The 18,576-nt window shown below is 56.7% G+C and carries 18 protein-coding genes; 9 read left to right on the top strand and 9 right to left on the bottom strand.

Going from position 1 to position 18,576, the window contains the following annotated elements:
• Position 1 precedes the first annotated feature (1 nt).
• Positions 2–364, top strand: coding sequence for an arsenate reductase family protein (locus tag SYNCC9902_RS08395; protein WP_011360430.1), 363 nt, complete (start codon positions 2–4; stop codon positions 362–364).
• Here the strand turns inward: SYNCC9902_RS08395 and SYNCC9902_RS08390 are convergent.
• On the bottom strand, positions 327–1,829 hold the full coding sequence (locus SYNCC9902_RS08390) for a hypothetical protein (RefSeq protein ID WP_011360429.1): 1,503 nt from the start codon (positions 1,827–1,829) through the stop codon (positions 327–329). The two genes, SYNCC9902_RS08395 and SYNCC9902_RS08390, sit on opposite strands and share 38 nt — an antisense overlap.
• A 78-nt stretch (positions 1,830–1,907) precedes the next feature.
• Here SYNCC9902_RS08390 and lepB point away from each other — a divergent pair, with 78 nt between their 5' ends.
• On the top strand, positions 1,908–2,573 hold the full coding sequence (gene lepB / locus SYNCC9902_RS08385) for a signal peptidase I (RefSeq protein ID WP_011360428.1): 666 nt from the start codon (positions 1,908–1,910) through the stop codon (positions 2,571–2,573).
• Here the strand turns inward: lepB and SYNCC9902_RS08380 are convergent.
• Both SYNCC9902_RS08380 and SYNCC9902_RS08375 read right to left on the bottom strand, forming a co-directional pair.
• Positions 2,563–3,825, bottom strand: coding sequence for a dihydroorotase (locus SYNCC9902_RS08380; protein WP_011360427.1), 1,263 nt, complete (start codon positions 3,823–3,825; stop codon positions 2,563–2,565). The genes lepB and SYNCC9902_RS08380 overlap by 11 nt on opposite strands.
• Before the next feature lie 5 nt (positions 3,826–3,830).
• Positions 3,831–5,165 carry a histidine phosphatase family protein gene (locus SYNCC9902_RS08375; protein WP_011360426.1) on the bottom strand — a complete coding sequence of 445 codons (1,335 nt, stop codon included), beginning with the start codon at positions 5,163–5,165 and terminating at the stop codon, positions 3,831–3,833.
• 76 nt (positions 5,166–5,241) lie between these two features.
• Here SYNCC9902_RS08375 and SYNCC9902_RS08370 point away from each other — a divergent pair, with 76 nt between their 5' ends.
• From SYNCC9902_RS08370 to SYNCC9902_RS08345, 6 genes are all read left to right on the top strand, one after another.
• Positions 5,242–6,504, top strand: coding sequence for a CPBP family intramembrane glutamic endopeptidase (locus tag SYNCC9902_RS08370; protein WP_011360425.1), 1,263 nt, complete (start codon positions 5,242–5,244; stop codon positions 6,502–6,504).
• A gap of 53 nt (positions 6,505–6,557) precedes the next feature.
• On the top strand, positions 6,558–6,995 hold the full coding sequence (locus tag SYNCC9902_RS08365; RefSeq protein ID WP_011360424.1) for a hypothetical protein: 438 nt from the start codon (positions 6,558–6,560) through the stop codon (positions 6,993–6,995).
• The gene (locus SYNCC9902_RS08360) at positions 6,995–8,821 is read left to right on the top strand and encodes a peptidoglycan D,D-transpeptidase FtsI family protein (protein WP_011360423.1); all 1,827 of its coding nucleotides are present in this window, start codon (positions 6,995–6,997) and stop codon (positions 8,819–8,821) included. The genes SYNCC9902_RS08365 and SYNCC9902_RS08360 overlap by 1 nt, the downstream gene beginning before the upstream one ends.
• A gap of 48 nt (positions 8,822–8,869) precedes the next feature.
• The gene (locus tag SYNCC9902_RS08355; RefSeq protein ID WP_011360422.1) at positions 8,870–10,042 is read left to right on the top strand and encodes a transaldolase; all 1,173 of its coding nucleotides are present in this window, start codon (positions 8,870–8,872) and stop codon (positions 10,040–10,042) included.
• Between the two features lie 250 nt (positions 10,043–10,292).
• The gene (locus SYNCC9902_RS08350; protein WP_011360421.1) at positions 10,293–11,672 is read left to right on the top strand and encodes a BCD family MFS transporter; all 1,380 of its coding nucleotides are present in this window, start codon (positions 10,293–10,295) and stop codon (positions 11,670–11,672) included.
• Positions 11,673–11,865: 193 nt separating this feature from the next.
• Positions 11,866–13,356, top strand: a complete 1,491-nt coding sequence (locus tag SYNCC9902_RS08345) for an FAD-binding domain-containing protein (protein WP_011360420.1) — start codon at positions 11,866–11,868, stop codon at positions 13,354–13,356.
• Here the strand turns inward: SYNCC9902_RS08345 and SYNCC9902_RS08340 are convergent.
• Genes SYNCC9902_RS08340 through pyrH form a run of 3 tightly spaced genes read right to left on the bottom strand, consistent with a single transcriptional unit; the run spans position 13,353 to position 15,792 of the window.
• The gene (locus SYNCC9902_RS08340; RefSeq protein WP_011360419.1) at positions 13,353–14,498 is read right to left on the bottom strand and encodes an NAD(P)/FAD-dependent oxidoreductase; all 1,146 of its coding nucleotides are present in this window, start codon (positions 14,496–14,498) and stop codon (positions 13,353–13,355) included. The genes SYNCC9902_RS08345 and SYNCC9902_RS08340 overlap by 4 nt on opposite strands.
• The gene (gene frr / locus SYNCC9902_RS08335; RefSeq protein ID WP_011360418.1) at positions 14,495–15,043 is read right to left on the bottom strand and encodes a ribosome recycling factor; all 549 of its coding nucleotides are present in this window, start codon (positions 15,041–15,043) and stop codon (positions 14,495–14,497) included. Before frr ends, SYNCC9902_RS08340 begins: the two co-directional genes overlap by 4 nt.
• 35 nt (positions 15,044–15,078) lie before the next feature.
• Entirely contained in the window at positions 15,079–15,792 is a 714-nt protein-coding gene (pyrH, locus tag SYNCC9902_RS08330; protein WP_011360417.1) for a UMP kinase, read from the bottom strand.
• Positions 15,793–15,875: 83 nt separating this feature from the next.
• On the opposite strand from pyrH, the gene SYNCC9902_RS08325 reads away from it, so the two are divergent.
• Positions 15,876–16,067, top strand: coding sequence for a hypothetical protein (locus tag SYNCC9902_RS08325; RefSeq protein ID WP_011360416.1), 192 nt, complete (start codon positions 15,876–15,878; stop codon positions 16,065–16,067).
• Between the two features lie 10 nt (positions 16,068–16,077).
• Here the strand turns inward: SYNCC9902_RS08325 and cobO are convergent, their stop codons facing one another.
• Genes cobO through SYNCC9902_RS08310 form a run of 3 tightly spaced genes read right to left on the bottom strand, consistent with a single transcriptional unit; the run spans position 16,078 to position 18,538 of the window.
• Positions 16,078–16,758 (bottom strand): cob(I)yrinic acid a,c-diamide adenosyltransferase, encoded by a 681-nt coding sequence (gene cobO, locus SYNCC9902_RS08320; protein ID WP_011360415.1) that lies wholly within the window; start codon positions 16,756–16,758, stop codon positions 16,078–16,080.
• On the bottom strand, positions 16,755–17,384 hold the full coding sequence (locus tag SYNCC9902_RS08315; RefSeq protein WP_011360414.1) for a methyltransferase domain-containing protein: 630 nt from the start codon (positions 17,382–17,384) through the stop codon (positions 16,755–16,757). The genes cobO and SYNCC9902_RS08315 overlap by 4 nt, the downstream gene beginning before the upstream one ends.
• On the bottom strand, positions 17,384–18,538 hold the full coding sequence (locus SYNCC9902_RS08310; RefSeq protein WP_011360413.1) for a site-specific integrase: 1,155 nt from the start codon (positions 18,536–18,538) through the stop codon (positions 17,384–17,386). The genes SYNCC9902_RS08315 and SYNCC9902_RS08310 overlap by 1 nt, the downstream gene beginning before the upstream one ends.
• Positions 18,539–18,576: the final 38 nt, after the last annotated feature.

The following is an 18,576-nucleotide window of genomic DNA, read 5'->3' as shown; positions in this document are numbered from 1 at the left end:
TTTGGCTGAACCGCTTCAGGTTTACAGCTATAACCGCTGCAGTACTTGCCGAAAGGCCTTGGCTTGGCTCACGGATCAAGGAATTGCCCACGATGTGCACGACATCGTGGAAAATCCTCCATCTCGAAACGATCTCGACGCTGCATTCGCCTTTTTGGGCGATCGCAAGCTGTTGTTCAACACCAGTGGTCAGAGCTACCGCGCCCTTGGTTCAGCTGTGGTGAAAGCCATGTCGGACTCGGAAGCCCTCGCGGCACTTGCAAAGGACGGGAAGTTGATCAAGCGACCGTTTGTGAAACGGTCGGATGGTTCTTTTCTGGTTGGTTTCAAGCCGGAGGTTTGGGCGTCCGGTCTGCAGGACTGAAATTCAGTCCGTCCAATTCACTGATCAGAGCGTCAACATCATCTTGATCGCTGAATTGGCGGAATCCAGAACGTTTGAGTTCCTCTAAAAAAGAGGTGAGTAGGTCTTGGCTTCGCTCCAAAACGGGTCCTTGTTCCAAGATCACGGCCAGTTCTTCCCAGAGACGGTCGAGGGCATCAGTTCCAAGGGTTTCCAGAACTTGATCCCGTTGACCAATCCGGTTGCCGGCCCCTCGAGATACATCCAACACGGAATCCACCACCCCCGTTGCCAGCTGTCGGCTGAATTCGGCTTCGGCGGATTGAAGCGCTGCCACACGACGCAGTGGTTCAGGCATCACGCTCCGACTCAAGCTTTGTTGGAGTAGATGTCCGATCAAAGCCACCAGCTGCGGTCGTAAGGCAGGCCCCACTTTGGTTAACAACAGCGGAAGCCAAAGTCTGAGTAACTCGAGCAGTTCCCGATCCTCGTTTGCGTTGCTCGTTTGATGGCTGCAGAGGCTGCGCACCCGCTCGGGTAGCTGCGGCGATCGGATGAGCTGTTGAAAGGTATCCACCACGCGAATGGTGATCACTTCGAAAAGCTCTACGGCCAAGAGGGCCACAACGCCGCGGCTAATCACCGCACGAAGCGGTTCCAGTTGGATGAGCCCAGTCCTGGACAGTCGCTCAGTGACAGGAACAAGGCGCATCCAACGGGCGAAGGGAAGCAATAGTGGGAGGTCGATCCATCGCCGTAGAACCGCATCCCGCCAGCGAATCGCTGGGTATCGCGACTTCAGCCGAAGACATCGAAGAACGATGTCCAGTAGAAAAAGCAGCTGAAACGGAGCGTCAACGCGCCAACTCAAGTCCGTTGGTCGACCGTTTTCGTCAATGCTTCTCCAATAGTTGATTTCAACCAGGGGAAGGATTTGTTGGTTCCAAAATTGGCGTTCGCGATTCCATCCGCTCTGATTGATGTGGCCTTCACTGAGCAGTAAGTCGGCCGACTGTTGCGCTGAGTTCAAGCCGGTCCGTGCTCGCAGGCGGTTTTTTAGTTGGTCGAGGGCTGACGCGTTACTGGTACTCAACAACCGTTGAGAGCTGATGAGGTTCTCCGTCAGCTTTTGTTGTTGCTTCAGCAGCGTGATGGTCGATTCCAGGCTGCTCTCGGTTTGGAGTGCCTGGTCGAGGCGTTTGAAACCATCGAGATAAGCCTGGGTTTCGCGGTGAGGCCGAATCCCTTTCAGTGGATCTAAAACGGGGGTGATATCGGGAAGCCAGGGAAGGGGAACCACCAGGGGGAGGGATGGAACGGGATATAAGTTGCGCTGCAACCAAAAATTTCGGAGGGGGATGTAGCTCAGATCCACGAGCACCCAAGCCAAATTCAAGGTGGCGATGATCGCCACCAATCGGTCCCATCGACGCCATGCCACAGCGTTTTGCTGCGGCCTCAGTCCTTGCCAGCGGGGACGGATCATGTCGGATACACGCTGCTCCTATCGTGGGCGCAAAGATCGAGCCTGCCCACATTGAACGCGGAGAAAGACCCTTCGGGTGTGTCAAGCAAAGTCAGTGCCATATGGGAGTTCTGGGCTCCATTCCTATTCACTGTTTCCATCTATCTTCTGATTCGGCAGTTTGCCTTTGAGGCGCGGTATATCCCATCGGGATCGATGCTTCCAGGCCTGCAGGTCGGCGACAAATTGATCGTTGAAAAGCTTTCCTACAAAGCAAAGCCGCCCCGCCGAGGCGACATCGTTGTGTTCAATTCACCGACTGCATTTGACCCGGTTTGGATGCTAGATGCCGGCCGCCCGGATCCCTTGAAGTGTGGATTAGTCACCTTCCCAGGGGTGAGCTGGGTTGTCGATCGGGTGCTTTTGCAGCGTTATCCAGAGTGCGAAGCATGGATTAAGCGTGTCGTTGGCGTGCCTGGTGATGTCATCGAGGTGAATGCTCAAGGGCAGGTATCGATTAACGGCAAGCGTTTTGAGGAGTCCTACGTCTCTAATTACTGCATAACCGGTAGCGGGATGCCCGGTTGCAAGGGGCTGTATGCATCAGTTCCGAAGGGCAAGGTGGTGGTTCTTGGCGATAACCGCAGGAACAGTCAGGACGCCCGCCGTTGGCCAGGTGGACCCTTCCTCCCCGATGATCAAATCATTGGCCGTGCCGTGTTTCGGTTCTGGCCTCCGGCTCGTATTGGCCCCCTCAGCGATTAAGTCCGCAGGCGACCACGCGTCCTTTCATCGCTTGACCGAGGTACGGCATGTTGGCCCCCCGGGGAGCTTGGGGGTCGTCCCGGCGGACGGTCCATTCATGGTTGGGATCAAAGAGGAGCCAGCGTCGACTGCCGCGGCGTAGTTCTTCCGGTGGTTGATCGATTAGAGCCGATGGGCCAAAACTCAAGGCCTGCCAGAGTTGTTCCACTGACGTGTTCCGTTGCCGAACGAGGGCATCCCAAAGAGTGGGGAGAACCAGGTGATGGCCGCAGAGCCCTGGAGGTCGCTGATCTGGGGGCAACAGCATGTCCTCGTCATCGAGCGACACCGCATGAACTGAAATCGCTGTGATGGTTTGACTGAGCACGGCATCAATGAGCCGTTCTCGGTCTTGCCCCCCCCCGAGGGAGGGACGAACCCGCCAGCCAGGATCGTCCGCAGCCAAACCATTGCGATCTGCAAGGAGATGCCACCAGTTGACACTGCTTAAGGGTGGATGGTCTCCAAAGGCCACGAGTTGCTCCACCGCTGCAGCGGTGGACAGGTTCATTAGGCGCAGTTGTCGATCGGGGTGGCGTTGATGTAACGCCAGCAGTTGGCTGATAGGGAGGATCTCACTGCTCATGGGGTCTGGGGGCCATCCAGCCCGCAGTGTTTCGACCCCCTCCCGCACCATGCCAGACCCCTGTAGGCAGGGGTCCCGCGGGGCGACGAGAACAGGGCAACTGCCCATTTCTCCGAGGACCAAGCCCTGTTCCAGTAACTGAGGTGAAATCAGGGCATCGTCGTCGGCTAATCCAATGGCGCCGTGTTCGAGCAAGTCGCCATGGGGCGCTAACCGTTCGGATGTTCCACCCTGGCTGAACCCTCCCCAAAGGTGAAGTTGAACGCCGTTCTTGGGGTCTTTGGAAAAGCCTTGAAGGCACTCTGGTTGGTCTCGCCAGGTTCGGCCACGGGGCAAAAGAGCCACTTGTCCATAGCCGCCTGAGGCGGCGCAACGCCGCAGGCTTTCAATGGTTTCGTGATCACCGCTAAACGGTGTTTCCAGAATGGAGTGGGGATCCACTAAGCATGGAGCGAGCAGTTGCTCAGGCGCTTCTGTGGGGGGCAGCCCTAAGGCCTTGGCCTTTTGACGGGCATCGCCGTCAAACGCCGTTAGAACCCCCTTCTCCACCAGGACAGCCCCCTGCTCAACCGACTGGCCGATGCCAGGCAGGATGCGAACCGGATCGAGCAGCAGGGTGTTGTCCATAGCGGTTAGAGGGCGCCTGCAGCTGTGCGGTCAATCACGCTGCCGAAGTGGGACGTGAGATTGAGGCAAGTCACCACCGCAGGCTGGCCGGAATCCGAAGGGATGTCGACAACGGTGACACCGCCATTGCCCTGTTTGACGGCCCAAATGTCCGCTGGTGTGAGTCCCAGGAGATCGCAAAGGATCGTCTTGTTCACAGCATCGTGGGCTACCACAAGGGCCGTTTCCTCCGATTTCAGGCTGGTAGCAATGTCGCCCCAGCTCTTCACCGACCGGGCCCAAACGTCCTGAATCGTTTCGCCCTCCGGCATTTGCACTGTTTCTGGACGCTGCTTCCAGGTATCCAAAAGCTCCGACCATCCGTCCCGGATTTCCGATTCCAGCTTTCCTTCCCAGAGGCCATGGCCGATTTCTACCAACCCTTCCGTTTGGCTCAGAGGAGCGTTGGGATGGGCTTGAAGAATGATTTCGGCGGTTTCAGTGGGCCGCGACATGGTGCTGCTCCAGGCCCGATTGATCGTCACGTTGCTCAGAAAGTCGCGCGCAGCTGCGGCTTGGCCTCGACCGTTGTCATTGAGAGGGATGTCGATTTGGCCCTGGAATCGCCCAGCTTTATTCCAATCCGTTTCTCCGTGGCGGACCAAAATCAAGCGAGCACCCTCACCTTTGGGGGGTAGGGGTTGAAGGTGGGTGGTGTTGTTCAGGCATTCGATTTGCACTTGAGGGCCCTCGCCCCCAATGCCGGGGCGCAGATTAAAAATCGAGAGGGAGGTGTTGTCGACCCGCAACCGTCGAAACCCCCGCTCTGGTTCACCGAGGAGGGCGAGCATCAAACAGCGCAGGATGGCGTTGTGGGCCACCACAAGAACGGTGGCATCGCTCTCCACCGGATGACGTTGGATCAGGTCTTCGATGAACTGGTGCGCCTGCGCTTGTAGTTCAACAAGCGGTTTGTAGGTCGAGCCATCGCGACGCTGCAATTCGAGTTCCAGAGGCTGGCGTTTCCACAAGCTGTAATCGTCTGGATGACGTTCGATGAGCTCCTCGATGCTCTGACCTGACCATGGCTCGAGATCAACTTCCAGAAGTCCCTGGTCAAACGTGGTGGCTGGTGATTCGCCACCGCGCCCCTCGAGGAGGGATGCGGTGGTGGAGGCAGCTCGTTTCAGCGGAGAGCTGTACACCGCATCGATGCTGACCTCCTTGAGGGTTCGTCCCAGCGATCTGGCCTGTTCGTGGCCTTCGTCCGTGAGGTTGGAAAGGTCGTCGCGCCCTTGGATCCGGCGCTCTTTGTTGAAGCTGCTCAGACCGTGACGGACCAGGAGAAGGCGAAGGGACACCGTTTGGCTTCAATGCGCGGCCATCGTATGGGGCAAGGGCTGCAGAGGGACAATCAGAAGACATCGCCCTCACCAGGTGTCCAGTTCGTCACGCCAGGTTTCTCCGCGTTGGAAGGTGTTTCTGGCGGCTATTTCGCTGCTTTTGGCAGGGGCAATTTGGCTGTCAGGGCTTGTTGACAGTCTTTCAAGACCATCGGTTTCCCCGTCACTAACCCTCCAACAACAGGAGCTGTCGTTGTTGGCTCAGCCAGCAGTGCCACCGTCATTGCAACCGGTGCTGTTGGGCGAAGATCCCCGCGATGCTTTGCTTCAAGCCTTGGAGGGCAGCGCACCAGCGGACCGTAATGACCGGCAGCAGTTGCTGCTGGAATTGCTGCGGTCGGATCAGGAACCGCCTGTGGTGGAGAACCGCTGGCTAGCTGATCCGCTCATCCGGCGTTTGATCTGTGAGCGACAACCATCGAGCGTTGACGGTTGTGTGGATGCCGATGTGGCGTCAGCAGCGGCGTGGCGTCTCGCCGTGAGTGGCCTGTTGCCCCTACTCACCGTGCTGGTGGGCAGTTTGCTGTTGTTGGTTCAAATCGTCCGAGCTCTGCGGGGGCGCCTTCAGCCTTGGCCGGCTGTGGATGGGCCCGCCCTCAGCCTGATCGATGTGGTGCTGTTGGTGGCTGGCGGTTTTGTAGTGATCAGCGCCGTCGGCGTGCCATTGGTCGCCCTGCCGTTGGTCTCAAGCTTCACCGCAGGGCTTGAAAGTCCACGGCGGGAGGCCGTCACGGTGGTGATTAATTACAGCGTGATGGCCCTGCCAAGTTTGTTCATCCTTTGGCGTCAGCTCAAGGCGCTGCCTCGAGCTCATGCACCCAAAGGGGGATGGCTCCAGTGGCGCTGGCAGCCATGGCCCGGAGCGATCTCGTCTGCCATTGGAGGTTGGCTGATGGTGACGCCTGTGGTGGTGGCAACGGGTTGGCTTTTGGTTCGTTTGGTCGGCGATCCCGGAGGTAGCAATCCCCTATTGGAGCTCGTTTTGGGTAGCCAAGATCCGCTGGCTCTGTTTCTTCTCGGGTTAACAGCTGTGGTGTTGGCGCCGCTGTTTGAAGAGACCATTTTTCGCGGAGCGCTTCTTCCGGTTTTGGCTAAGCGCTGGGGCACCGCGGGGGGCGTTGTGCTGAGTGCCCTGTTGTTTGCCATGGCCCACATCAGCATCGGTGAGTTGGCACCTTTGACTGTGCTCGGCATTGGTTTGGCATTGGTGCGCGTCAGCACGGGCCGACTCCTTCCATCGGTGTTGATGCATGCCCTTTGGAATGCCGTCACCTTTCTCAATTTGCTTGTGCTCTGAGCCTTGCCGCTCCTTGAAGCAGGTGGTTCACTTACTTATTCGCTATTCCCAGGGTGGTAGCCGCTCCGGAAAAGCGCTCAACGACTCGGACCTTAGAGCTCATTCAAGGTTCTTTGTCGTCTGGACGCGTTGCCAGGCGGTCGCCCTGGTTAGGGGGCGTGCACCGTCTGATGGACGGCACCCTGCTGGGGGTTGTAGGCGCTGCTGCTGTGTTGGCTGGTTTGACCCTGCACTGGCAGCACCGTTGGACCGTTGCCTTCAATCGTCTTGAGTCGACGCGCATTCAGGCCCATCGCTTGACTGAATCAACGGCTGTGATGGAACAGCATCTGTTGAGGAGCACCACTCAGCCGGCCAGCCTCGTCCCGACGCAAGTGGCCAATCTGGTTCATGTTGAGCGGCCTATCTCCACCACCCAGCCTTCGACCCATGCGTCGTTGGCCGCTTCGATTGGTGAGGTGATGTTCCAGCGGCCACGCTCGGGGTATTGATGGCGAGACGCTCCCGCCCTGAGCAGCGGTCGCGTCGTCCGTCGCGCACGTCTACAAATCGGACCCGTTCAAGGGTTGTTTCGTTGGCGCCAGTTCCACCGAAGCGCTTGTGGATTGTTTTTTTGATCCTTTGCACTGGCTTGGCGGGCCTCGTTGGCCGGATGGCTTGGCTCCAGTTGGTGCAAGCCCCGGTCTTGGAGGAGCAGGCTCGCCAGCTTCAAACCCAACGCACACGTCCCTTGGGGCAACGTCGACCGATCGTTGATCGCACCGGTCGTTTGGTCGCGATCGATGAGAAGCGCTTCCGTCTTTGGGCCCACCCCCGTTATTTCAACCTTCCTGGGGACCCCCCCAACTTGGTGCGACCTCCCTCCGATGTGGTGGAGCTTTTGGCTCCTCACCTAGCGATTCCAGCGTCTGAGTTGTTGATAGCGCTACGCACACGATCCTCGGGAATCAAGTTGGGCGAGGAGCTCGACCCTGAAACAGCAAAACGCATTCAGGCGCTTGGCATCAGCGGGCTTGATCTTGAGGCCTATCCCCAACGGATTTATCCCCAAGCGTCGCTGTTTGCCAATGTTGTCGGCTTCCTCAATGCAGAGCGCGTTCCACAGGCGGGTCTTGAACAAAGCCGCGATAGCGATCTCGTGAGACATGAACAGACCAGGAGCCTCCGGCGTGGAGCCGACGGCACTCCCTTGCCCGATAACCTTGCTCCAGGCGTGTTTTACGGCGACGACTTAAGACTTCAGCTCACGCTGGATTCCAGGTTGCAGGAATTGGCGGTGAAGGCCCTTGCGGCGCAAGTGGCGCAATGGAAGGCGAAGAAAGGCGCCGCGATCGTGATGGATGTCACCAACGGTGAGCTGTTGGTGTTGGCGTCGACTCCGACTTACAACCCCAATCAATATTGGAGTTTCCCGACAGGACTTTTCCGTGAGTGGTCTGTTCAGGATCTCTATGAACCTGGCTCCACCTTTAAGCCAATCAACTTGGCCTTGGCTTTACAGGAGAAGGCGATTCAACCCGACGACCGCGTTCATGACATCGGTCAACTCATGGTTGGTGGTTGGCCGATTAACAACCACGACAAGAAAGCCAATGGCTTGATTGATTTCGCCAAGGTTCTCCAGGTGTCGAGCAATGTCGGCATGGTCCAAGCGATGCGGCAACTGGATGATCAGTTGTATTGGACCTGGATGCATCGATTGGGCATTGACCGACGCCCTGATACCGATCTTCCTGGAGCTGTTGCTGGTCAGCTGAAAACCAAGGAGCAGTTCATGACCCAACCGATTGAGCCGGCAACAACAGCCTTTGGTCAGGGTTTCTCCCTCACTCCGCTGAAGCTGGTTCAGTTGCACGGCATGCTTGCGAACGATGGTCGTTTGGTGAGTCCCCATATCACCCGGGGCTTTCGTTCAGGTGCTGCCCTAGCTCCCGCAGCACCTCCCTCCGGTCAGCAGCTGCTTCGGCCGGAAGTGACGCGCACTGTTTTGCAGTGGATGGAATCGGTTGTTGATCAAGGCAGTGGTAAGGGTGTGCAAACGCCGGGCTATCGCATTGGCGGGAAGACCGGCACGGCTCAGAAAGCATTGAACGGGATTTATTTGCCTGGGGCCAAGATTTGTAGCTTCGTGGCCACATTGCCGATCGAAGATCCGCGATATGTGGTTTTTGTGGCTGTGGATGAACCCCAAGGAGCCCATGCCTATGGCTCGACGGTGGCTGTACCTGTTGCAAAACAGATTATTGATGCGCTGTTGGTGGTGGAGCGAATCGCGCCATCAAAACCCGTTGATTTGAACAAGCCAACGAAGAGCTGACGGCCTGGAAATCGCAGCTACGTTAAAAAGATCAGAGCCTTATGCACCATGGCCAGTCTGCTTGAGCAGCTCTCCGAGATGACCGTTGTTGTGGCGGATACCGGTGATCTTGAGGCCATCAAAAAGTTCACGCCTCGGGATGCAACCACCAATCCCTCGCTGATTCTGGCTGCGGCACAGATTCCGGCTTATCAGAGTTTGATTGATGAGGCCTTGCGGTCGTCTCGCAAATTGATTGGAGAGAACGCACCCGTTGAGGAGGTGGTGCGTGAAGCACTCGATGAAATCAGTGTGATTTTTGGTAAGGAGATCCTCAAGATTGTTCCTCGCCGTGTGTCGACGGAAGTTGATGCCCGTTTGAGTTACGACACGGAAGCCACCATTGAGAAAGGACGAAAACTGATTCGTCTTTACAACGATGCTGGTATTAGTAACGACCGTGTCTTGATCAAGATTGCATCGACTTGGGAGGGGATTAAGGCCGCTGAAGTTTTGGAAAAAGAAGGCATTCACTGCAACCTCACTCTCCTGTTTGGTTTCGGACAGGCCGTTGCTTGTGCAGAAGCGGGCGTCACGTTGATCTCTCCATTTGTAGGACGTATTTTGGATTGGTATAAAGCTGAAACTGGCCGTGATTCCTATCCGGGAGCAGAAGATCCCGGTGTACTTTCCGTGACTAAAATCTTCAACTATTACAAGAGTTTTGGTTATAAAACAGAAGTGATGGGTGCTAGTTTCCGCAATCTAGATGAGATTGTGGAATTGGCTGGTTGCGACCTTCTCACAATCTCACCCAAACTTCTTGATCAACTGCGGGAAACGAATCAGCCCCTAGTTCGTAAGTTAGACGCTTCAAATCCGGTGGGAGGTGCTCAAAAAGTTGAATTGGATCGTGAGGGTTTTGATGCCTTGATGGCCGACGATCGCATGGCCACCGATAAGCTTGGGGAAGGCATCAAAGGCTTTAGTAAGGCGATTGAAACGCTTGAGCAGCAACTTGCCCATCGACTTGCCGAAGTTGAAGGTGGATCGGCATTTGGTCACGCTGTTCAGGAAATTTTCCTACTTAACGATTTCAATGGCGATGGTTGCATCACCCGCGATGAATGGCTCGGTAGTGATGCGGTTTTTGATGCCCTCGACCAGGATCACGATGGCCGCCTAACACCTGATGACGTCCGTTTGGGCTTTGGTGCTGCATTGTCATTGACTACAGCATGATTGATTGGGCTCTCCTTATTTGAGACCCCAGTATCAGTTTTGTGGTGACGATATTTGATTCCAACTGCGTGAAGTGCTGTTCAGTTTTGAGCTAGCACTTCATGTTATGCCGTCTTGAAATGCACGTTGAAAGAGGGTCCGATTGAGCCGGATGGCTCTTTATGAGGACAACTATCAATTGACTCGAAAATTCTGCTCGATCCGGCTCTTGCCTGGATAATGAGTATGTTTTTCAAGTGTCAAGTCGTCGGTGCGCGTTGTTCGTCTTGCCCTTCGTCTTGGTCTGTTTCAGCTGAGCCTTGGGATCCTTGGGGTGTTGATGCTGGGCTTGTTCAATCGGCTGCTGATTGCAGAGATTGGACTGCCTGCAGCCGTTGTTGCTTTCGCGCTTGGGTCTCAGCAGCTGATGGGGTTCACCAGGGTTTGGTTTGGTAACCGGTCGGATCGAATCGCTGGAGGGCGTCTAAAGCGGACGCCTTACATCGTGAAGAGTGCTCTGGCTTTTTCGTTGCTGTTTGGATTGGCGGGCTGGGTTGTTTTGCAGCTGGCTGAAACTGTGGCCCTGCCAAGTCAGCCTTTTGTGGGTGTTTGGATCGGTGTACTGACGCTGATTTCGATCGCCATTGGTACGGCGATTTCTGCGGGAGGTACGGCTTTTTCTGCGCTGGTTGTTGATCTCACCTCCGAGCGTGAGCGTCCCCGTGTGTTGTCTGTTATTTGGGGAATGCGACTGCTGGGAGTCTTGCTAGGCAGTGCTTTTATCGCTCGATTGTTTGGAGCAGCCTGTGAAGAGGGGGCCAGTGGAGATGCTTTGAAGTCTGGGCTGGAGCAGTTGATTGTGGTGAGTCCGTTGCTGTTGTTTGGGCTTGCTCTGTTCTCAGTTCTCGGAGTGGAACATCGGGTTGTTTCGCGCGATTCAAGAGCTCAATCTGCGATGCCTGATGTGGCCAACGATCCGCCGAAGACTGTGCAACTACTCCAATTATTTGGCTGTTTGCGGACTATCCCTCAGTTCGGACGATTTGTAGGTGTTTTGTGCCTATTCACCTTCAGTATGTTTCTCAATGATGCAGTGCTTGAGCCCTATGGGGCTGCGTTGTTTGGCATGAGTCTTTGTGCCACAACGGCACTGAATGCATTGATGGCCATTGGATTTTTTGTTGGACTTGGCCTGAGTGGATTCCTACTGGTCGAGAGAATGGGGAATGTCCGCACGGCTCAGCTCGGCGCCATTCTTGCTGCGACGGCTTTAGCTCTGATGTTGTTATCGGTGCCGTGGCAGTTTTTGGAAGGTTTCCAGCTTGCTGTGATGCTGTTCGGTCTATCGCTTGGCATTTGTATCCATGCCAGCTTTACGTTGATGTTCAGCTTTGTTGAGCCTGGCAAGGTTGGCTTGCTGCTTGGGATCTGGGGTGCTTTGTATGCCTACTCCCGTGGTTTGGCCACCATGAGTGGTGGTGGTTTGCTCACGTTGTTTAAAACTTTGAATCCAGATGATGTCTTTGGATCTTATGGCAGTGTTTTTGGCCTACAGATCGCTGGATTTTTAGTGGCTGCTGTGTTGATGCACCGGTTGGATGTGGATGGCTTCCGTAGGGATATCCAGTCTCGATTAGAAAGGCTTGTCTAGAAGATAGTGAATTGATTGGATCCGCTTATTTGTTGGTACTGATCTTTTTAAGTAGTCATGCTTGTGATGTTTAGAAGTTGGTGATTGTTTGTTGCTGGAGCAATTATTAGCAAGATACGTCTCACAACTTTTGCTGACGTGAGCACGGTCTTGCGGTCAATCCACTAGACATTGAATCCCTTGTTTCCGGAGGATGTCGGCGCTCCAGATTGTTTGGTTCAAGCGAGATCTTCGGATCGTGGATCACCGACCCCTTATCGAGGCCTCTAAGCGTGGCCCGGTGCTGCCTCTCTATGTGGTGGAGACTCGCCTATGGCAGCAGCCCGACTCCTCCAAACGGCAGTGGTTGTTTTGTCGTGAATCGCTGCTGGATCTTCAGCGGGCTCTGGCGACGCTTGGCCAACCCTTGGTGTTGCGCAGTGGCGATGTTGTTGAGGTGTTGGAGCGGGCCAGGCTCCAGTTCGGGATCGATGCGCTCTGGAGCCATGAAGAAACCGGGAATGGCTGGACCTACCAACGCGACAAGCGCGTCGGCGCTTGGGCCAAACAGCACGGCATCTGTTGGGTTGAAATTCCGCAATTTGGTGTGACCCGGCGCCTGACATCCCGCAATGGCTGGGCGAAGCGTTGGGAAGAGCAGATGGCCGAGCCGATCACCCAGCCACCCACTTCACTGCCGAGATTGGATGGCCTTGACCCCGGCAAGATTCCTGATCTCCCCCCTGGAGCCATCGCTCCAGACCCTTGTCCCCACCGTCAGCTTGGTGGTCGACGTCAGGGCGAACTGGAGTTTCGCGATTTTTTAAATCAGCGGGTTGAGCGGTATTGCAGTTCTATCTCTAGTCCGAATAAGGCTTTCACTGGCTGTTCACGCTTGTCGGCCTACCTCACCTGGGGATGCCTCTCGATGCGTGAGGTGCTTCAGCAGAGCAGAACTGTGAAAGGCCGCGGCGTCAACAGCTTCGGGTCGCGCCTTCACTGGCATTGCCATTTCATTCAAAAACTGGAAGACGAACCGTCGATTGAGTTCCAGGACTTTCATCCGTTGATGCGCGGTCTTCGGGATTTTGATCGGGTGAAGCTTCAGGCCTGGGCGGAGGGGCGCACCGGAGTGCCGTTTGTGGATGCCTGTATGCGGGCCTTGCGAGCCCACGGTTGGATCAACTTCCGCATGCGAGCGATGTTGATGTCGTTTGCTAGCTACAACCTTTGGTTGCCATGGCGGCAGAGCGGCTTGCATCTGGCACGCCAGTTTGTGGATTACGAGCCGGGCATCCATTGGAGCCAATGCCAGATGCAATCGGGGAGCACCTCGATCAATACAATCCGGATCTATAACCCGATCAAACAAGGGCGCGATCACGATCCAGAGGGTCTGTTCATTCGACACTGGTGCCCTGAATTGCGGGATGTGCCGGAGATCTATATCCATGAGCCATGGGAGCTGGGCGGTGGGATGCCATCACCGATCGTGGATGTCACCGCCTCGATGCAGGAGGCGAAAAATCGCATTTGGTCGATCCGTCGTTCAGCAGGTTTTGATCGCCATGCCGATGCGATTCAGCAGAAGCATGGATCTCGAAAGGCTGGTATGAAGCCCTCCGGATCACGTCCTACCTCACGGCGTCGCCGTAAGGCCTCACAGATAGATCCAAGACTTCAGCAGCTCAGTTTCGACCTTTAACTCCGTTGCAGCAGTAAGCGCTTGATCACTCTCTGCGCGATGTCGCCGTACCCCATCTCACCCGACAGGATTTGTGCAATGCGTTGTGGTGCGGTGGGTCGTTTGATGCCGAGTTGATAGCCCACACCAGGAAAGCGATAAAACACCTGGGCGATGCGCCGACCCCAGGCCATGGAGTCTCCCCAGCGGCGACGCATGGCTTGGCTGTAGCCCCGCAGATTGGTTTGCTCACCCTTGAGCCAGAGGTCCAGATGATGGGCTGCTTCGCAACCGCTCATCAGGGCTGGCCTTAAGCCTTCCGCCAGGAAGGGATCGCAAAGCGACGCTGCATCTCCAACCACCACAACACCGTCACCATCCAATCGATGGTGACCATTCCAGACGCGCAGTTGCCCCCGTTGGCGGATGCCTGCAGAGGCCTCGAAGCCCAAATCGGGCAAGAGCTCACTCAAGACAGCATCAGGATCAGCGTCTTGTTTGCCGATAAAGCTCCCCACACCGATGTTCACGCCTCCGGCGATGGGAAAGGCCCAGGCAAAGCCCTGCTTTACCAGCCCGAATTCAAAGCGGGTTGTGCCATCAGCTAGTTGTCCTTGGCCCTCCAACCGCACCGACATGGTGGAGGCCATTTGTACGTGCTTTGGGCCAAGGCCGAGTTGCTGCGGCCAGGGGGATCCTGAGCCATCAGCGATCACCACGGCTCGGCTGCACCACTGCAGCCCATCGCTGGCCGACACCTCCCAGTGGTTGCCATGACGCTCAACCCGATGGACCGCGACACCTCTGTAGTGCTCTGCACCAGCCTCAACAGCGTGTTCGGCAAGAAGTTGATCGAGCCGTTCGCGTCGAACGATCCAAAAGGGAGCGTCGCCCGGTAGCTCTGCCACCACCGGATCGTTGAGGCACCAGCTGAAATCCACCTCGCGAATCACCTGTTCGACGGCTGGTTCAAGCGAAAACGGAAACCACTGCTGAACAGAAGCCGCCATGCCACCACCGCAGGGTTTCACCCGGAGCTCCGCATCTTTTTCCACCACAACAACGCGATGGCCTGCTGCAGCGAGATGAAAGGCGGCTGCTCCCCCCGCTGCACCAGCGCCGATGACCAGAACATCGCAGCTGGTTGGAACGGCTTCGCTCACACCTTCAGGATGGCCGCCTCTTTGTCAGCGAGCTGCTTTTCAAGCTCAACGATGAATTTGTCGAGCACTTTCTGCACGGAATCTTGTTCATCGCGGCTTTGATCCTCTGAGAAATCACCATCCTTTTCTTGCTTTTTCACTTTGTCGATGGCATCGCGGCGCAAATTGCGCAGCGCCACTTTTCCCTCTTCTGCATATTTGGAAGCCATTTTGCAAAATTCTTTGCGACGCTCTTCCGTTAATGGCGGAACATTGATCCGAATCACCTTGCCGTCGTTATTAGGCGTGAAGCCCAACTCACTCATCGCGATTGCCTTTTCGATCGCAGCCAAACCACTGATATCAAAGGGTTGAATCTGGATCGTTTGGGAATCCGGTGTGGACAGGGTGGCGAGGGATTTAAGCGGTGTATCGGCGCCGTAATACTCAACGCTGATGCGATCCAACAACGATGAGTTCGCCCGCCCGGTGCGGATCGTGTTGAAGTTGCGTTGGGTGGCCTCCAGCGACTTGCGCATGCTGGCTTCGAGGTCCTTGGTCGACATGATTGAGGTGGGGAACGACGTCGGTGGTGGTTGCTTCAGACTGGGTTGCCGATTCGGGAGCCGATCGGTTCTCCAGCAACGGCTTTTCCGATGTTGCCAGGTTCGAAAAGATCGAACACCACAATCGGGATGTTGTTCTCTTTGCAGAGGGAGATGGCCGTTGCGTCCATCACGCCAAGTTCACCACTGAGCACATCCTGATAGCTGAGGTGATCGTGTTTCACGGCATCAGGATGTTTGGCGGGATCCTTGTCGTAGACACCGTCCACCTTGGTGGCCTTGAACACCACATCGGCATTGATTTCAGCAGCGCGGAGGGCGGCAGTGGTGTCTGTGGTGAAGAAAGGGTTGCCGCAGCCAGCTCCAAACACCACAACCCGCCCTTTCTCAAGGTGCCGCATCGCTTTGCGCCGGATGTAGGGCTCCGCTACTTCTTGCATGGCGATGGCGGTTTGCACGCGGGTGGGAACGCCTGCCCGTTCGAGGCCGTCCTGCAGGGTGATTGCGTTCATCACCGTCGCCAACATTCCCACGTAATCGGCGGTGGCCCGATCCATCCCGGCGGCCGATCCTTTGAGTCCCCGGAAGATGTTGCCTCCGCCAACAACAATCGCGAGCTGCGTTCCGCTGGCTACCACCTTGGCAACATCTTCTGCAATCGAATGAACGATCTCAGGATCGATGCCATATCCCTGTGATCCCATCAGGGCTTCGCCGCTGAGCTTCAACAGGACGCGTGTGTACTTCATCAACGGTCCAGATCCTTACGACAGTAGCAAGCACTGGCTAGCTGTCTGGATTGCCGCTTGGATGACACAACTGCTGGTGGGCCATGCCTGATGCCGAAGGGAGCCAAAGCACGGTGATGGCCCGTCTCACCTTGTCGGCCCTTGAGCGCGCCAGTCACGATCCCGCTTGTTGGCGCGATCCGTTGGTGTATCGCGCGCTGTTGGTGAGCGGCTTGTCGGTGCTCACGGCCGGGACCCGGCTGTTGCAGGACGATCTCGACGCTGCTGACCTCTAGCGAAAGAGGTCTAGTACTCGATGCCGGCCTGGGCTTTGACGCCCTGTTCGCGGAATGGGTGATGCACCAGGGTCATTTCTGTGACCAGATCAGCATTCTCGATGAGATCCTTTGGTGCACCTCGGCCAGTGAGGGCCACATGGGTGAGTTCAGGGCGTTCTCGAACGCCTGCCAATACGGTTTCGGCGGAGATGTAGCCGAGCTTCATCGCCACATTCACTTCATCCAGTACTACGAGCTGGATCTCCGCATCGCGCAGATAGGTCAGTGCCGTTTGCCAAGCCTCCTCCACGAGTTGTTGGTCGCGGGCTCGGTCTTGGGTTTCCCAGGTGAACCCCTCCCCTAAGGCATGCCACACCACTTGATCGCCAAAGGTCCGTAGGGCTCGAGCCTCACCGGGTTCCCAACCTCCTTTGATGAACTGAATAACGGCCACGCGTTTGCCATGGCCAAGGGTGCGGAGAACGAGGCCGAGTGAAGCTGTTGTTTTGCCCTTGCCTTGGCCGGTGAACACCATCACCAACCCCTTTTCTTTGTTGCGTTCTTCCACGCGTTGGCGTTGCACCTCTTGGCGCCGTTCCATCCGTTTGCGGTAGCCCGCATCGTCCTGTTCAGGGGCCAAATGTCCACCCATGCCGAGGTCGGCGGCGGATTGGTCGAGGTTGGTCGTCTCAGGAGCGTTGTTGGTCATGGGCGTTGGGCAGTGATCCGTTGCAGAGCCCGACCTGCCAACAACTCTTGCTCCACATGGATGAAGCCGAGAGCCGAAAGTTGAGCCGGTAGGTCGTCCTCCAGCATGGCGGTGGCGGTCTCGGTTTCAAACAAAGCGCAGAACACTTGCTGGGGGAGTCGCATGAGCGGATCTGCAGGGTGTAAATCCACCAACACCAACCAGCCCCCGGGTTTCAGCAGCCGCAGGGCATTGCTGAGTACTTGCTCCCGTTCCGCCCGTGGGAACTCGTGGAGAGCAACACTCAGCTGGATGGCATTGAAGCTTTGATCCTTCATGGGAGGCGCCTCAGCAAGTCCCTCAACCCTTTGCATGAGGGGATGGCGTTGTGCTGCTAAATCGAGTGCTCGTGGAGAGACATCGAGACCAGTTACTGCATAGCCAGCGCTGATCCAAGGGGCTGCCGCTTCACCACTGCCGCAGCAGAGATCAAGAATCTCGGCATCGGGCTCGAGGCGGTTCCTCAAGCTTTCAAGTCCGAGCCCTCGCAGTCGTGCAACGCCGCCCACACTCAGGGACGACACCGCCGTGACGCTGTCGTAGATCCAACGGTGGCGGTAAGCAAGCGGTCTAAGAAATGAAGTCATCAGGCACGGTGACGGGCGAGGGCCGCATCCACTGCCTGCTGCTGATCGCGGCGGGTGATCCAGTGGTGGTAAGTGCGGGTATGGATGGCCACGGAATGCCCCATCATCCTGGCGGCCACCGTGTCCGGTAGGCCGATATGGATGGTGCGGATCGCCCATGCGTGCCGCAGGTCATAGGGGGTGATCGGTAGCTCATAGCGACGGAATTGCTCACTCACCCGCCGGCCCACTTGCTGGAGGGTGGTGCGTTTGAGATCCGTGGTCACCATGGGCAGGGCTTTCGGGTTGTCGGCCAGCTCCAATAGGCCAAAACGCTCCACCCATTCGGGGTGAAAGGGCCAGCTTTGATGTTCTCCGGTTTTGGTGGTGGGAAGAATTCGAAGCACTTGATCGCTTCCATCAGCAAGGGAATGACCATCACAAAAGAACACCTCGTGATTGCGGAGTCCGTAGGTGGCCATCAACCCATAGGCCAACCTCCAGCGGGGATTGGGAATAAGAAGTGCAGCCTCCAGGATCTGGCGGTCCGTTGGTAACTGTCGGAACTGGGCGCGATGCAGTCCGTAACCCCCCGCTTCTTGGCGCCATCCCTCCGGCAAAACCAGTTCTAAATGGCGTGCCAAGGCCGCCAGCGCCGTGGCGCATTGCTGACGGCTGCGACTGCCGTCGTCGTAGCTCTGAAGCGTTTCAAGTAACAGGTTGGCATCGATCGTCCGATGTCCTGCATGGGCTTGCAATCGCCTCAAGTAGGGCTGATAGGCCCCCGTCCATGTCGTTTTGCTTCCGGCTGGAGATCGACGACGTCTTGGGTCGGCAAAAAAGGCTTGCTGGAAGCGTTCGATGGCGGATTCGGGTGCCAAAGCCGCAACGCTTGCCGTTGGACGGATGGATCGCGAGCGCCAGTCATCCCACTTGAACGTGCCGCGCTCCAGCTGTCGTTGAACCATCCGGGCCGTTTGGCTGGCTTCCTCGAATCCCTTTGGATCAGCGTTCAATCCCAGGCTGATTCTTTGGACGGATTGCCGTGCTGGATCGTCGCGGCTGGGAAGGGTGCCGCGTAAGCAAAGTTTTTGTCCCCGCTGCTCGACGCGGAGGCGGGAACCTTGGGCCGCCAGCCCTTCGTTGGCGGCCATAAGTTGGCTTTGCAGCTCCATGTTTGTGTCATCCGTTCCAAAGATGACGTTTGAGGCAG

The organism is Synechococcus sp. CC9902 (assembly GCF_000012505.1).
Taxonomy (GTDB): domain Bacteria; phylum Cyanobacteriota; class Cyanobacteriia; order PCC-6307; family Cyanobiaceae; genus Parasynechococcus.
The sequence above is the reverse complement of the archived record's forward strand: the minus strand, read 5'-3'. Positions and strand labels throughout refer to the sequence as shown.

Coding starts and splice junctions, on each gene's coding strand:
- SYNCC9902_RS08390 (WP_011360429.1), bottom strand. CDS start 1,829: ATGATCCGTCCCCGCTGGCAAGGACTGAGGCCGCAGCAAAACGCTGTG.
- SYNCC9902_RS08380 (WP_011360427.1), bottom strand. CDS start 3,825: ATGGACAACACCCTGCTGCTCGATCCGGTTCGCATCCTGCCTGGCATC.
- SYNCC9902_RS08360 (WP_011360423.1), top strand. CDS start 6,995: ATGGCGAGACGCTCCCGCCCTGAGCAGCGGTCGCGTCGTCCGTCGCGC.
- SYNCC9902_RS08355 (WP_011360422.1), top strand. CDS start 8,870: ATGGCCAGTCTGCTTGAGCAGCTCTCCGAGATGACCGTTGTTGTGGCG.
- SYNCC9902_RS08345 (WP_011360420.1), top strand. CDS start 11,866: ATGTCGGCGCTCCAGATTGTTTGGTTCAAGCGAGATCTTCGGATCGTG.
- frr (WP_011360418.1), bottom strand. CDS start 15,043: ATGTCGACCAAGGACCTCGAAGCCAGCATGCGCAAGTCGCTGGAGGCC.
- pyrH (WP_011360417.1), bottom strand. CDS start 15,792: ATGAAGTACACACGCGTCCTGTTGAAGCTCAGCGGCGAAGCCCTGATG.
- SYNCC9902_RS08325 (WP_011360416.1), top strand. CDS start 15,876: ATGCCTGATGCCGAAGGGAGCCAAAGCACGGTGATGGCCCGTCTCACC.
- cobO (WP_011360415.1), bottom strand. CDS start 16,758: ATGACCAACAACGCTCCTGAGACGACCAACCTCGACCAATCCGCCGCC.
- SYNCC9902_RS08315 (WP_011360414.1), bottom strand. CDS start 17,384: ATGACTTCATTTCTTAGACCGCTTGCTTACCGCCACCGTTGGATCTAC.
- SYNCC9902_RS08310 (WP_011360413.1), bottom strand. CDS start 18,538: ATGGAGCTGCAAAGCCAACTTATGGCCGCCAACGAAGGGCTGGCGGCC.